The 13,832-nt window shown below is 64.6% G+C and carries 14 protein-coding genes; 7 read left to right on the top strand and 7 right to left on the bottom strand.

Features of this window, described 5'->3' with window-relative positions:
* Window positions 1–96 precede the first annotated feature (96 nt).
* Both ACW2Q0_RS12450 and ACW2Q0_RS12445 read left to right on the top strand, forming a co-directional pair.
* The gene (locus tag ACW2Q0_RS12450; protein WP_457189395.1) at window positions 97–540 is read left to right on the top strand and encodes a TIGR03618 family F420-dependent PPOX class oxidoreductase; all 444 of its coding nucleotides are present in this window, start codon (window positions 97–99) and stop codon (window positions 538–540) included.
* Window positions 541–925: 385 nt separating this feature from the next.
* On the top strand, window positions 926–1,093 hold the full coding sequence (locus tag ACW2Q0_RS12445; protein WP_457189393.1) for a hypothetical protein: 168 nt from the start codon (window positions 926–928) through the stop codon (window positions 1,091–1,093).
* Window positions 1,094–1,386: 293 nt separating this feature from the next.
* Here ACW2Q0_RS12445 and ACW2Q0_RS12440 read toward each other — a convergent pair whose 3' ends face one another.
* Window positions 1,387–3,027, bottom strand: a complete 1,641-nt coding sequence (locus ACW2Q0_RS12440; protein WP_457189391.1) for an alpha/beta hydrolase — start codon at window positions 3,025–3,027, stop codon at window positions 1,387–1,389.
* 372 nt (window positions 3,028–3,399) lie between these two features.
* Between ACW2Q0_RS12440 and ACW2Q0_RS12435 the strand changes: the two genes are divergently transcribed.
* Window positions 3,400–4,095, top strand: coding sequence for a cupin domain-containing protein (locus ACW2Q0_RS12435; protein ID WP_457189389.1), 696 nt, complete (start codon window positions 3,400–3,402; stop codon window positions 4,093–4,095).
* A gap of 357 nt (window positions 4,096–4,452) precedes the next feature.
* A complete protein-coding gene (locus tag ACW2Q0_RS12430) occupies window positions 4,453–4,935 on the top strand; it encodes a hypothetical protein (protein ID WP_457189387.1) in 483 nt (160 codons plus the stop codon).
* Window positions 4,936–5,063: 128 nt separating this feature from the next.
* Here the strand turns inward: ACW2Q0_RS12430 and ACW2Q0_RS12425 are convergent, their stop codons facing one another.
* From ACW2Q0_RS12425 to ACW2Q0_RS12415, 3 genes are all read right to left on the bottom strand, one after another.
* Complete coding sequence (locus ACW2Q0_RS12425) at window positions 5,064–5,369, bottom strand: hypothetical protein (protein WP_457189385.1); 306 nt, start codon at window positions 5,367–5,369, stop codon at window positions 5,064–5,066.
* Window positions 5,370–5,567: 198 nt separating this feature from the next.
* Window positions 5,568–6,296, bottom strand: coding sequence for a Zn-ribbon domain-containing OB-fold protein (locus ACW2Q0_RS12420; protein WP_457189522.1), 729 nt, complete (start codon window positions 6,294–6,296; stop codon window positions 5,568–5,570).
* A gap of 102 nt (window positions 6,297–6,398) precedes the next feature.
* Window positions 6,399–6,653 (bottom strand): LuxR C-terminal-related transcriptional regulator, encoded by a 255-nt coding sequence (locus ACW2Q0_RS12415; protein ID WP_457189383.1) that lies wholly within the window; start codon window positions 6,651–6,653, stop codon window positions 6,399–6,401.
* A 436-nt stretch (window positions 6,654–7,089) separates the two neighbouring features.
* Between ACW2Q0_RS12415 and ACW2Q0_RS12410 the strand changes: the two genes are divergently transcribed.
* Window positions 7,090–7,407, top strand: coding sequence for a hypothetical protein (locus tag ACW2Q0_RS12410; protein ID WP_457189381.1), 318 nt, complete (start codon window positions 7,090–7,092; stop codon window positions 7,405–7,407).
* Window positions 7,392–8,393, top strand: a complete 1,002-nt coding sequence (locus tag ACW2Q0_RS12405) for an alpha/beta hydrolase (protein ID WP_457189379.1) — start codon at window positions 7,392–7,394, stop codon at window positions 8,391–8,393. Before ACW2Q0_RS12410 ends, ACW2Q0_RS12405 begins: the two co-directional genes overlap by 16 nt.
* Before the next feature lie 37 nt (window positions 8,394–8,430).
* Here ACW2Q0_RS12405 and ACW2Q0_RS12400 read toward each other — a convergent pair whose 3' ends face one another.
* Both ACW2Q0_RS12400 and ACW2Q0_RS12395 read right to left on the bottom strand, forming a co-directional pair.
* Window positions 8,431–9,234: an aggregation-promoting factor C-terminal-like domain-containing protein gene (locus ACW2Q0_RS12400; RefSeq protein WP_457189377.1), complete on the bottom strand. Its 804-nt coding sequence runs from the start codon at window positions 9,232–9,234 to the stop codon at window positions 8,431–8,433.
* Window positions 9,235–9,858: 624 nt separating this feature from the next.
* Window positions 9,859–10,926, bottom strand: a complete 1,068-nt coding sequence (locus tag ACW2Q0_RS12395) for an alpha/beta hydrolase (protein ID WP_457189375.1) — start codon at window positions 10,924–10,926, stop codon at window positions 9,859–9,861.
* Window positions 10,927–11,184: 258 nt separating this feature from the next.
* Here ACW2Q0_RS12395 and ACW2Q0_RS12390 point away from each other — a divergent pair, with 258 nt between their 5' ends.
* A complete protein-coding gene (locus ACW2Q0_RS12390) occupies window positions 11,185–12,582 on the top strand; it encodes an FAD-binding oxidoreductase (RefSeq protein ID WP_457189373.1) in 1,398 nt (465 codons plus the stop codon).
* 113 nt (window positions 12,583–12,695) lie between these two features.
* Here ACW2Q0_RS12390 and ACW2Q0_RS12385 read toward each other — a convergent pair whose 3' ends face one another.
* Window positions 12,696–13,751, bottom strand: a complete 1,056-nt coding sequence (locus ACW2Q0_RS12385) for an alpha/beta fold hydrolase (protein ID WP_457189371.1) — start codon at window positions 13,749–13,751, stop codon at window positions 12,696–12,698.
* Window positions 13,752–13,832 lie beyond the last annotated feature (81 nt).

Here is a 13,832-nt window from a genome sequence, read left to right as displayed (position 1 = left end):
GTTCAGGTGAGCGGCTGGCCGGTGAAGCTGGCAACGATCAGACGGGCGTCGCCGTCTGACTCGCCCGCGGGATTCACTGATCAGTAGACTCCTGGCGTGACCGATCTTGCGGATTTCGCGCGGCTGATCGCCGGTGACCACGGCCTATGCGTCGTATCGACGTTGCGGGCGGACGGCACGATCCAGTCCTCCCTGGTAAATGCAGGTGTGTTGAACCACCCCGAGACCGGTGAGCAGGTGGTCGGGGCGGTGGTACGTGGCGGTACCCGCAAGCTGGATCACCTTCGTGCCCGGCCGCGCATGACGGTAGTCGTCCGTGTCGGTTGGGAGTGGGCCGCTGTGGAAGGGTCGGTGTGGATCGCCGGTCCGCAGGATCCGGCCCCAGGTATCGACGCCGAACGGTTGCGAATGCTGCTGCGTGAGGTGTTCACCGCGGCCGGTGGCACCCACGAGGACTGGGACGAGTACGACAGGGTGATGGCCGCGGAGCGTCGCGCGGTCGTCCTGGTCATACCGGACCGCGTCTACGGCAACGGCTGAGGGGCTCATCGACCCACGCCGGATCGCTTCTCTCCGAGGAGCGGAATTTCGGTGGTGGCTGAAACCCCATGGGGGAGCTGCGCGACTCGAATTGTGTGGAGTGTTTCGAGGGTGTCGAGTGCTTGGGCGACGTCGGGTGGTGGGGAAGGGCGCGCAGCGGCGTACCCATTGTGATCCGGGTGCTCGGACGCAGGCGGCGAGAGCGGAGGCGCGGGGCGTCGGCGACCGCTCTGGAGCCGGGATACTGTCGTGCGTAAGGCTGCGCTACGCCGCCGATGGGCGGGATTGCCGAACTATTACCCACCGCTTCCCATGTGGTGGAATTTTGCTATTGGTCTTGTGAATTCGTGGTTGCGGCAGGCGTGCTCAGGGAATTATGTAGCGCATGGATTCGAGGAACGCCGCCGCGCGGTTGCTCGCAGAGATCCTTGCCGCCGGGTTCACCGTGGAGGGGTTCATCCGCTGCCTGCGGGCCGACCCGACCGCCGACACCGCGGTGCTACCGCCATTGACGACTCAGTGGCGGATACCGCCGCCGGGGCACAGCTACTGAACCCGAACGCGCTGGGTAGACAAGTGGTTCCGTGCGCCGATCGCGGCAAGGTGCGGGATCGTGTGGGCGGTGGCCACTTCGGACGGGTGGGAAAGCCGGTCAGCACGGTTACGTCGCTACCGTGCTGAAAATACGGTGCCCGGTCGCGCCGTACGAACGTCGGTTGCCCTGACGTCCGGCGAATACCTGTCGCCACGCGTCGAAATTTACCGGCACCTCCGATCAATCCCAGCTCCGGTTTCGGGGCGCCTCCATAGTGGTTTCCGGCGCCTGGCCTGGATGGTGTCGGTATCTCAGTCGAACGGGGCTTTGTCGATGCCGCAGGTGGTACCGGTCGGGGGCAGTTGCCCGGACGTCAGGTACTCGCGCTTGACCTGTTCGGCGCAGGTGCTCGCGACGTACATGCTGCTGTGGCCCGCGCCCTCGATCACGACCACCTGGGCGCTGGCGAGTTCGGCGGCGCCCGCGATCGCGCCGGGCAGCGGTGTGGCCGGATCGAATCTGCCATTGAGGACCAGAATCGGGGCCGAGGTCGAGCGATTCCACGGGCCCGTGTACCGGTCGGCGTCGTGGCCGTGCCAGAAGGCGCAGACGGTTTGGCCGAAAACGCCGACCCGTCCGAAGTATGGTACCCGCTGGTCCTCTGTGATGGCCGCGCGACTGTAGACGGCGGGATCGGTGGGCACGGCGCTGTCACTGCATTGGATCGTGTAGTACGCCTCGGTGCGGTTGCCCAGATACGAGGCCTCAGCGATCGACCGCAGGCCGGCCAGAGACGGAAGGCTGGTACCCGAATCGAACAGCGTCTGCAACAGGGTGGCAAGGTCCGGATAGGTCGACGGCTGCGAAAGTTCGCTGGCCGCAGCGATGATCGCCGAATAGGTCCAGGTCTGATCCGCCACCTTGATGGGCGCTATACGCGCTCGCTGAGTGAGCACCGTCCATTTCAATCGTGGATCGCCCGCACCGAATGCGCAGCGTGGACCGGCCACCGCGCATTCGCGGAGGAAGTCGTCGAAGGTCTCCGCGATACCGTCGGACACATTCTGTCGGGTGTCCAATGGGACTGTGGTGCCCTGGCCGTCATGGCCGTTGATGTTGCCCTCGAAGTCCAGCGACCCGTCGAATGCCATCGCCCGCACTCGGCTCGGAAACATGTTCGCGTAGATCGCGCCGAGTTGGGTGCCATAGGAAATTCCGTGGTAAGTGAGTTGTGGATCGCCGACCGCGCGGCGCAGCAATTCCAGATCGCGCGCGGTATTGGCGGTGGACGCGTGATTCAGGATCGGCCCGGCGTTGCGTTCGCAGCGGTCGGCGAGTTCCTGCGCGTGCGCGAAGTACGCGGCTTCGCCGCTGGCATCCGTCGGCATTTCCGGGCTGGAGTCGAGAAAGGCGCGTTGTTCGCCGGTATTCGGGAAGCAGCGGGTTGCCGAGCTGCGCGCCACCGACCGCGAATCCCAGGCCACGAGGTCGAAGCGCGACCGCAGCTCATCGGAGAACAACCACGGCCACCGAGCCCGCTCCCGGAGCCGGTCGACGCCGGATGGGCCGGGGCCGCCGAAATTGACGAACAGGGTGCCGATGCGACGGCTCGGATCAGTGGCCGGCAGCTTGATCACCGCAAGGTCGATGTGGTCGCCATCGAGCTGGTGGTAGTCCAGCGGCACGCGTGCGGCGGTGCACTGAAAGCCGTCCTGGCAGTCGGACCAGTGCAGTTCCGGCGTCGGCGCGGCCTCGGCGAGACTATCCAGATAGGGGTCGACGCCGTCAGTGGCTGTGGCGGGCGTGCCGAGTGCGGCGGCACTGAAGACGAGCGCGAGTACCACAGCGCTGATTCGACGAGAACCGCCGTACCGCAATCGCCGGACCAATGAAGCCTCCTGTGCGTAGATCACCGAAACCCCAGACAGCGCCGGATCAGGGAAAGAAGTCATTCCTGAGTCGTAATCGACTGGTGAGAGCATCCCGATCGCCGAACGGCGCCCGCTGATGATTGTAGGAATGCATTCAAATGTCAACTGCGGCAAATAGTTCAGACTTGCAATGTAACTGGCTGCGCATCATGCTCGCCGAGTCCGTGCCCGTGGCTCCCAATCTTGTTTCACTCTCTTCTCCGCCGCCACGCCGAGGTGTCGCCTGGGTCGACCTCGCGACCGCACCAGCTCCGCACTCGCCTCTCGTCGCATCAGAAACGGACAGGCGCGCCGCATCTCGGCGGGTCGACACTTTGTGAAGTAGCGGGAAGTATGCTGACGAGCGCTGCAGCGGAGTTTGACCACCCGGTCCGTCATTGCGAACGGAGGCGTATGTCGAGCGATTCCGAACCGGAAACGGCGGGCGTCAATCGGCGCGCGGCGATCGGCACCGGCGCCGCGGCGTTGGGTGGAGCCGCATTGGGCCCGGGATTGATGGCGGCTACCGGCTGCGCCGACACCGTCGCGAGCCAACTGCCGAATACCGGTGAGGTCGCCGAGAACCTGCAGAACTCCCCGCACCTATTCCATCTCACCTCGGCGGATCCGCAGCGTTTCGACGGTGGCACCCTGCAAGGCGCGCACGAGGGTAGCTTTCCGGTGCTGGCCGGGCAGAACGGATCGGTCTACTTCGTGCGTCTGGAGCCGGGCGGCATCCGCGAGCCACACTGGCACCCCAGCGCCTGGGAAATGAACTATCACATTTCCGGCACCGCGAAATGGACCATTCTCGGCACCCACTCCGACGGCAGCTACCACACCCAATCCTTCGAAGCCCACCCGGGCGACCTCGTATTCGCACCGCAGGGCTTCTTCCACTACTTCGAGAACGCGCGCACCGACGCACCCCTCGAGGTCCTCATCGTGTTCAACACCAGTGCGGCCGAAACCAACGACGACATCGGCATCCTCGCCGCGGTCAACGCCATCCCGCGCTCCGTTCTCGCCACCGTGCTCGGCGTCCCGGAATCCGCCTTGGCGGGCATACCCACCGATATCAAACCGGTCGTTGTCACCAAACGACACTGACGGCAATCGCCACGGCCGCACCGACATTCATCGCCGGTGCGGCCCGCGATGGGCGCGTGGTCTGCGGGTCACGCGCAAGCCCCATACGCTCGACGAGGCGGCGAGGCTCATGTAGCGCGCGTAGGCGAGGATGACCAGCAGCACGCCGTAGTCGCCAAGTCCGCGTCGGCAGTACCGTGGCGCACCCGGCGATGATCAGGATGACGTCCGGAACCAGTGCGGGCGCTCCGAGCGGCGATATCGGTGCCGCGCTGGGTATTCGGCGAGCGGACGTTTTCGGTGCCGGACGTAGACCGGTGGGGCAGGTGTATCCGATGGTTGGCGAAGTTCTGAATCTTCGACTTGCGAGGAGGGCTGGTGAGGAACAAACTGGTTCGCCGGATTGTCGGCGTCGGCGCCAAGCTGGCATTGGCCGCTGCGGTGGTAGGTGCGTTGGTGCTCGGCCAGCACAGCGTCGCTCGTGCCGCGCAGACGTTCACATTCCAGCTCCCGCTGGTGAAAATAACCCAAACATGGGGTGTCCCAACGCAATTGAGCATCTACCTGACCGCGACCGTCGGCGACAACCCCGGAGTCACCACCTTCGGTGTCGCCAACCCGGGCCCCTTCGGCGGCAGTACCGCTCTCGATTCCCACGCCCGGATCCAGTGGCTGAACCTGACGACCGGAGCATCCGGTGTCGCTGACGTGGCCGATCGGGAAACGGCGCCGCAGCCGAGCAACTGCGCTCCCGTGCCGGTGCCGGTGTTCACCGGAGCCGGCCGGATCATCGCACTCGCTACCGCGGGCGGCCTCGGTATCACCGTGTCCTCAGGCGTCGGCACTTTCACGGCTGTCTGAGCCCTGCGATGTGCCACAGCGGTGCGAACCCGGACTTCCGCCCGGAACCGCTGTGCCACCCGGATTTCAGAAGGTACGCCGCGATAGTTGTTGGTAGTCGGATCATTCGATCCGGCAATGCTGACCGATCATTGATCCGGCGCGTCACCGCTCGAGCGGGCCGGAGGATGCCGGTACGGGGCAATGCCGATATCGGCATCGGATAGCAGTTCGGCCAGGCCGACTTCCAAGTGTTCGGCGGTCCTGCGCAGTCCGATCGCCACCGTGCGCGCGGGTGTGTCCGCGCTGCTCTCTAGTCGGATCGGGGCGACGGCCATCCCGTCGATGTCGATGCGACAGATATATGCCCGATCCTGCGCCGTCCGGTCTGGGCGGGGCCTCCTGATCGTGATGAGGACCCGCTTGCCATCCACGGCGAGGGTTCTGGTGGCCAAGACCGAACCTCTCCCGGAAGTCATAGCGCCACACTATGACGATCCCTTGGATTGCAAGCCATTTCGACAGCGTGGCGACACGCCCATGCCGAGCCTCGTGCTGGGCCTCGTCCATGATCCAGGCCGCGATCTGGGTGCAAGGGGTGAATCCGAGTTTGCTCAGGATGTGTTCGACGTGGTGCTGTGCGGTGCGTTGGGTCAGGCACTACCGGCGGGCAACTCGGTCGGACTCATCTGCCACGCCTGTGTCAGGGCGTCCTTCAAATGACGCTTTTGCCCGCGCACCTTGACGCTATCGGTCGGTTGTGGGTTCAGTGCCTGTTCCATCATGTGCAGAAACCGCCGTCGGGTCACGCCGAAGGTCACGAGCAGTTCGCTTGCGGTGGCGCCGCCGAACGGTGCCCATCGGATCGCGAAACTGACCACGGCTTTCGCCGCCGCGTCGAGCGCCTTCGCGCCCTCCATGAGTTCACATTCGCGCAGCGATGTCCGCACCCACCACGCGTCGTAGCGGGGCTCGACCACGGGAAGATGCTTCGACCGCACATGGGGCGAACCACCCCCGCACTGCGCCGCGGGACGAACGCCATCCGATTCGGGTGTCGCCTGGCAGACCGCGAAAACCGGGAAGCGATCGATGCGAGGACGCGGCTCGAACCGCACCCGGACCGGCAGGTCCGGAGAGGGTGTGACCTCCCCTTCGATCGTCGCGTATACCCACGGCCCTTCGTCGAGTTCCACGATGGCGATCGTCAACGGCACCACCTGGTCGTGCGGATGGCTCATGCTTCGGTGCACGAGCCGCCACGAGACGATGGAACCGTGACCCGACGATGGCGACCACTCGAGGTCCCAGGACCGGCACGACGAACATTCGGCGGTCAACGGTGCGAACAACTTGTCACAGCGCCCACAGCGCCGAATCATCATGGTGTTGTTCGTCTCGACGGGATTGCTGCTGGATTTGTATGTGTGCTCGGACACGGGAACCTCGGAGTGATAGCCACCAACGCTGTCCCCAACAAGGGTCTACGCCGGTTCGTCCGAACGCGACGGTAGAACTACCTGGGATATACCTATTTCTGCCCGTGGTCCCTTCGTTTGCCCAGGTCGTGTGTGCGCGGCCTGGGCGGCTACTTGCGCGCGGGACGGACATCCGAGTGTACCGAGGATGTTCTCCAGGTGCCGGTCGACGGTGCGCGGCGACAGCGCCAGCCGTTGGGCGATCTGCCGCTCGGACCCTCCGCGACGAGTTCGGGCACTTGCCGGTTGGGCCGTGAGCACGGTGTCCTCGTGTTCGTCCGCCTGGCCGGGGTCGAGTGCGGAGTGGATCGCTTGGGCGTGCCGATGCGAGCAGCTCCCGAAGCCGGGGATCTCCCGCTGCCGTCCGACGAAACCTTGTCACCGCGAAGTGGTAGGTTGGGCCACCACGCGCGTGGGCTTACTTCACCCCCCATAGGACCGAATCCAACCGGGCCAGGGGCTCCGAGTAGGCCCGGTTTGCGAAGGTCGTCCTCGAACCTGATTGCCCAGCGCGCGGGATGCGGATTGTGCTCCGAACACTGCCCGCCGGTACCTACTTATGCCGACGGAACCCGGGTGAGCTGCGGATATGGGTGACGAAGTGGGTGTTTCTACCCATGTCGACACGGCTTAGATCTGTGACGCTCGGTAGTGAGCAGGAGGTCGACCTTGAATTCTCACCATATGTGCCCAACCGATGATGGCCGCCAACGGCAGGCACTACGCCCACGACGGGGTGGAGGCGGCGATGGATAACGTATGTCGAACCGAGGTCGACGGAATGCGTGTGACGTGGCGATTGATTCAGAATCGGCTGATCTCGATCATCTCTGTGGACGACGCGGCTGACGCCTCACCGGTGCTGTCGTTCGGCCCCGCCACCTATCCGGATCTCGCACTAGCACGAGAACTCCATCCCGGACTGGCCGCGCTGTGGGACGCGGTGCGCCACGACTTCTGGTCTACCCTTATTCCGCCACGCCGGAATAAGGGTAGACGTTGGCAACCGTCGTGACGACCGCTGCGTGCCCCGAGCCATCGGCACCGATCGTCGAACCGTCCAGCCAGGCGAGTATCGGGACTCGAATCGCTCACCCGCTGCTGCGCGGCACCATCGGATTCGGGTTGGGGACCCTGGCGCTGATCAATAGCCGGTTCGAGCACCTGCTTTGGCTTGGCCGTCTGCTCGAGTTACCGGCCGCCGCGCTCGTCCCCCCGCACGGCACCAAACGCCGGACCGTTCGGTTAGGCGAGTTCCGCGCCGAATGGTTGTGGCACGAAACCCTGCCCGACCCGCGGCAACGGCACGATTCGGTCCTGCTGTACTTCCACGGCGGTGGGTTCATCGGCGGCGGCATGAATACCCATCGACGCCTTGTCGCCAAAATCGGACATGCCAGCCGGATGCCCGCATTCAATGTCGACTACCGACACCTACCCGACGCGCATTTCACCGAGACCCTCGACGACGCCGTCAAATCGTACGAATACCTGCTCGAGCAGGGCTTCCAACCCGAGCGCATCATCGTCGCCGGAGACTCGGCGGGCGGCGGGCTCGCGTTCCGAATGGCCCTGGCAACCCGGGAACGCGGGTTGCCGATGCCCGGCGCCATCTCCGCGATCGCACCATGGGCCGACTTCGATTCGACCACCCGCGACGCCCACCCCAACCGGCACCGAGATTCCTACATACCCACTCGGATCCTGGATTTGATCGCGCGCCACGGCGTTGCCCTCGACGGCCAACTCGACCTGGCGTGGTCTCCGGTCAATCACGATTTCACCGGTCTACCGCCGGTTCTCATCCAGGTCGGCTCCACCGAATGCCTGTTGCCGGACGCCGAGATGCTGGCTGAACGCTGTGCTCGAGCGAACGTCCCGGTACGGCTGCAGATCTGGGACCGCGCACCGCACGTCCACCACATCGCCGCGGATTTGCTTGCCGACGCTCGAGCCGCGATCCACGATCTGGGGCTGTTCCACCGCGAAATCTTGGCCTGACGCGCACCTCCTGCTGACCGCTCGGGCACTGCCCTCGTCAGTACCAGTGGTGTTGCTGCCAGAATGCCCAGGCCCCGTCGGGGCTGCCGTAGCGCTCATTCATGTAGTCGTAGGTCCAGCGGATTTGGGTGAGCGGGTTGAAGCGCCAATCCCAGCCGTGGGTTTGCATCTTTTCGGCGGGCAGTGCTTGGCCGAGGCCATAGGCGCCGCTTTGCGGGTTGATGGCGAACACGTCCCAACCGCTTTCGTGGGTGATGACGGCGTCGAAGGCCGGGAACTGGTGCAGCGGTACGACCGTCAGGGCCAGGGCTCTGGTGCCCAAGCGGAGCAGTGAGGTTATGAGTCCGGCGGGTGTCGCCGAGTCGCGTGGCCCGGCTGTGGGGGTGACGGTGATGTCGCTGGTCTCTTCGGTAGCCGTGGCGATGCCGTCGTCCAGGTTGTCGGCGGACGTGGCGATGCTGTCGTCGGTCCCGTCGGCGGACGTCGCCATGTTGTCGTCCGGTCCGTCGGCGGTTGTGGTGATGCTGTCGTTCGCATCGTCGGTAGCTGCGGTGAGGTAATGGCCGAGACCGTCTGGATACGTGGCGCCGTCGTTGTTCGGGGGATCGGCGGATGTAATGACGCCGTCGTCTAATCCGTCGATGGCTGTGGCGACGTTCTCGCGCGGACCGCCTGTGGCTGTGGTGGCGCCGTTGTCCGGGGCATCGACGGATGTGCCGGCGCTCTCGTCCAGATCGTCGACGAACGTAGCGACGCTGTCGTCGGAACCCTCGACGACGGCTGAACCGGCACAAACTATGAGGGCACCGACCGCGATTGCGGCCGCGGCGAAGCGCAGCATCGGCTCTCTCCTTAGCTGTATTTGCCTTCCGTATCGATGGGTGTCATGAATTCGCGTAGATCAGCTCGTCCGAATGGTCAAGCCGGGATTATCTTGCAGCACAGTACCGATCGGCTGGCCGAGAAGCAGCGCGACGTGGCCGCAGCCGAGATCGAAGGCGGAACTGACCGTGACGATGGCGCTGCTGAGGCCGAGCGCCCTGGTGCCCGCGAAGATCGGTCCGCCGCTGTCGCCGCAGCGAAACGATCGGGCGGTCGTCGTTCATCCGGATTCCGGCGAATACGGCTGGGTAGGCGGCGCGGGCCTGCTGTGCGAATTCGACAAGCCGACGCGCATTTTCGGTGCGTACGAGATATTCGTGCGCATCTATTCCCAGGTCGCTCTCCAGGGCCGCGATCAGTCCGGGCGGCAGTGCGACGGTATCGGGCTGTGGTGCGGCCGTGGCCGGATGCGCGATCGAACCTGCGATTGCCACCGTGGCACAGCAGCCGAGTGCTGCGCGCCGGGTTCCCGACCTCATCGATCCGCCTCCTGACTATGCGTCGAAGTATGCGATGAACGCTATGTCACATCCGTCACAAAACGGACTATTTGGTTCCATAGCGTGTCGATGCCCGCGGCGCACTATGTCAAACCGAGTCCGTGTGCGAGTACCGGCCACGATCGCTTCAATTCGTCTTCCCAATAACCCCACGAATGTGTGCCCTCGTCGAAATCGTAGGTCGCCGGAATATCGAGCGATATCAGCTTCGCCTGCAGATTCTTCATGCAGTAATTTGCGGCTGCCTCGATCGCGCCGCCGAACAAAATCTGATTTGTCAGCCCGTCGAGGCCGGGGTCGGCATGCGGTTCGTTCAGCGTGTCGTATTTTCCGGGCAGGCCATTTCCCGAGGAAAGGTAGAGGTCGATGCCGCGCAATTTATCGGCGTGCAGGTATGGATCGTTTTTCGTCCATTCGGGTGAACCGACCGGACCCCACATGTTGTCGGCATTTCCGCCGCCCCAGGCGATCACGGTTTTCAGGAATCCGGAACCGATCGGATCGCTTGTCTGCGCGCAGCCGCTGAACGCGGCAGCCGCTCGGTAGAGGCCGGGTTTGGCAATGGGCAGACCGAGCACCGTGGCGGTGGAGGCGGAAATTCCGGCGATCGCGTTGACTCCGTCGGTGCCGAGCGCGGCATCGATCAGCGGCGGTAGCTCTTCGGTGAGGTAGGTCTTCCATTTATTGCGACCGAGTACCGGATCATCGTTGATCCAGTCGGTGTAGTAGCTGAACCTGCCACCGATCGGCTGGACCAGGTTGACATTCTTATCCGACAGGAACTGACGCGCGTCGCTGCGTTCCTCCCATGATGCGTCGTCCTGACCGCCGCCTGCGCCGTTCAATAGATATAAGCTCGGCCGGGGTATCGAGCCATCGGCAGGACGTTGGACCTCCACCGGGAATTCGGCGTCCATCGCCGCGGAATAGACATGAAGTCGGAAATTTCGGTCGTCGATGTGTTCGACGTCGGTGATATGCGAACCATCTTCCGATGCCGTACCGGTAGAAATCTTCGCGGACGTGGTGACCTCGGCCGATACCGTCGGCGCACCGACCACCGTACCGATAAGGATTCCCACGACAGCGATGCCGAGCACTGATCGCGCCCGGCACGATTTCGGCACGCCGCTGATTACACCCCTGTTCATACCAAAGCTTTTAGCATCAGGATTCCGGCTGATGTCGTACCGACACGTCGTGGGCAGGTTCCTGCCCGGGATGAAACAGGTACGGCCGCGATGCACGGGCGTTAATATGTCTAGCGCGCCACCTCACCGGTTGGGGGTGTGTGCGCGGCATTGGGATCGCACCACCTACGTGTCGGTGCCGCATCAAGAGCCGGCGACGCGGACGGCGTGACCCGCTCTTCCACGAGTGGTCGGGGACCCGGTGGCTGGAGAAATGCCATGACCAGAACAATGAATTTCGACTTCAGGGCGCTGCGATCCGCGATCGCCGGGCCGGTATTCGCTCCTGACGACGCCGGTTATGACCATGCCCGCTCCATCTGGAACGGAGCCATCGACCGGCGGCCCGCGGTGATCGCCGAATGCCTGTCTTGCGAGGATGTGGCCGCGGCATTGGCTTTCGCCAGGGACAATGAGCTCGAGGTAACCGTGCGTGGCGGTGCCCACGCCTACAGCGGCACGGCGGTCTGCGACGGCGGCATGATGATCAATCTCGGCGTCATGAACAGCGTCGTAGTGGACCCGAAAGCCGGGACGGCCCGGGTCGGCGGCGGCGCCACAATGGCGGACATGGATGCCGTGACCCAGGCGTACGGACTGGCTGTGCCCGGCGGGATCATCAGCGATACCGGCGTCGGTGGCCTCACGCTGGGTGGTGGCATGGGGTGGCTGACCCGGATAGCCGGACTTTCGATCGATAATCTCGTTTCGGCGCAGGTCGTACTCGCCGATAGCCGGATAATCCGGGCATCCGCCGATGAGAATCCGGACCTGTTCTGGGCGCTGCGTGGTGGTGGCGGAAACTTCGGCGTCGTCACCGAATTCGAATATCGCGCGCATGAGATCGGACCCGAAGTGCACGTCGGGTTCTTCTTCTGGCCACTGACGGATGGGACCGCCGTACTACGTCTGGTTCGCGAGTTCATTCCGATGATGCCGCCCAGGTCGGGCGTGTTGGTCGGCGTCGGGATATCCGCGCCGCCGGAGCCTTTCGTGCCCGAGCATTACCACTTCGTGCCGGGGTATGCCCTTATCGTGGCCGGTTTCGGTACTGCCGAAGAACATGCGGTGATGGTGGCGCCGATTCGCAGTGTGCTCAGCCCGCTCTTCGAATTCATTTCCCCCATACCCTTGACCGGATTGCAGTCGATGCTCGATGCGGCGGAGCCGTGGGGCATCTACGGATATGAGAAGGCGCTCGATCTCGATGACTTCTCCGACGAGGTGATCGCGGTCCTGACCGAGCAGGCCGGGAAGAAGACATCACCACTGTCGTTCATGCCGATCTTCACCCTCGATGGCGCCTTTACTGCCGTCGGTGCCGACGACACCGCATTCGGTGGCGCGCGCACCGCGCACTACGTCTGCAATATCACGGCCGCGGCCTCCGATGCCGAGACCTTCGTCGCCGATACTGCCTGGGTGCGCGCGACCTGGGAAGCGCTGCGGCCGCTCGCCGCCAACCCGGGTGGATATGTCAACTTCATGACGGAGTCCCGCGAGGACCGGATCCGCGCATCCTATGGATCGGCCAAATACGCGAAACTGGTCGATATCAAGACCAAATACGATCCCGAGAACGTCTTCCACCGCAACGTCAACATCAAGCCGGGCTGATCAGTACACGGTTCCCATGGTCGAGGGCTGCGTGCGAAACCTCGTCCGCGCAGGAATGTGGTTGATCAGGGCTGCTCGGGCAGCCGACGCCAGGCCCCGGCAGAGTTTTCGGGTCAGCCTGCGGCGGCCGTGCGGGGATGAGCGCGCTGGACCACGTCGGCGAGCAGGGTGTTGAAGCGGTCGGCGGCCTCGATATTGCCGAGGTGGCCGGTGGGCCAGACCTGATAGTCGGATAGATGACCAGCCCGGGTCAGGGCCTCGACGATCGGGCGGGACATGCGCTCGGGCAGCAGGCGGTCTTCGGCGCCCGCGATAACCGTCGTCGGCACCGTCAGGAACTTGGCCGCATCGCCCAGGTCCAGGTCGGCGAGGGCGGCCGCGTGCAGGCCGCGGGTGAGCGGGCGACACGAGCGGACGATGCCGAGCGCGAAGTCGACCTCGTCGCGGGTGGCCGACTTGGACATCACCCGGGCCTTGAAGACCGCGCTGACCGGCCAGCCACCCGGCAGCGGAATCGGTGCGGTGAGTGCGGTTTTCGCGACGACGAGCGGTACGCGGACGTTGGCGCCGAATACGGTCACCGGGCGATTGGCCAGCATGAGCGGCTTGTTGAACAGCGGCAGCAGATCGGTCTCGTAGCGGATATCGCTGGCCGCGGTATTGGCCAGGATGACGGCGCAGGCGCGCCGCGTGACCTGCTCGGGATAGCGGGATGCCCACGCCTGCAGGGTGATTCCACCCATGCTGTGGCCGACGAGGACGGCGCGCTTGCCGAGCGGGAGGGTGGCCTCGAGTACGGCTTCCAGGTCGTCGGCGAGTGTCTGCGCGCCGGGGCCGCTGCTACCGAGGGTGCTCTCGCCATGCCCGCGCTGATCGTAGGCGACCACGCGGTAGCGGTCGGCGAAGGCATTGATCTGCGGATTCCAGTACTCGATGCAGCAGCTCCAGCCGTGGATCAAGACGATGACATCGCCATCGGCGGGGCCGTAGGCGTGGACCCTGAGCTTGGCCCCATCCCCAGTGGTGACCGGGATGATCTCGGGTGTGGCGGCGGGCGTGTTGAGCGACGCGGTCCGGTAGGTCCGGGACCGGAGTCCGGCACGGTAGGCAGCGGTCAGCGGTCCGTCACCGCACACTTCCGCCAGCGTCCTCATCGACTTGACCAGCATTAGAGCACTCCTTTGTGTCTGCCGCCACAGTACGTCGCAAGCTCGAGTGCTTGCAAGTGCTAGCACGCCCCGTGGTGGAAA

Source organism: Nocardia citri (genome assembly GCF_054065835.1).
Note: the sequence above shows the minus strand (reverse complement) of the source record. Positions and strands in the feature narration are given on the sequence as shown.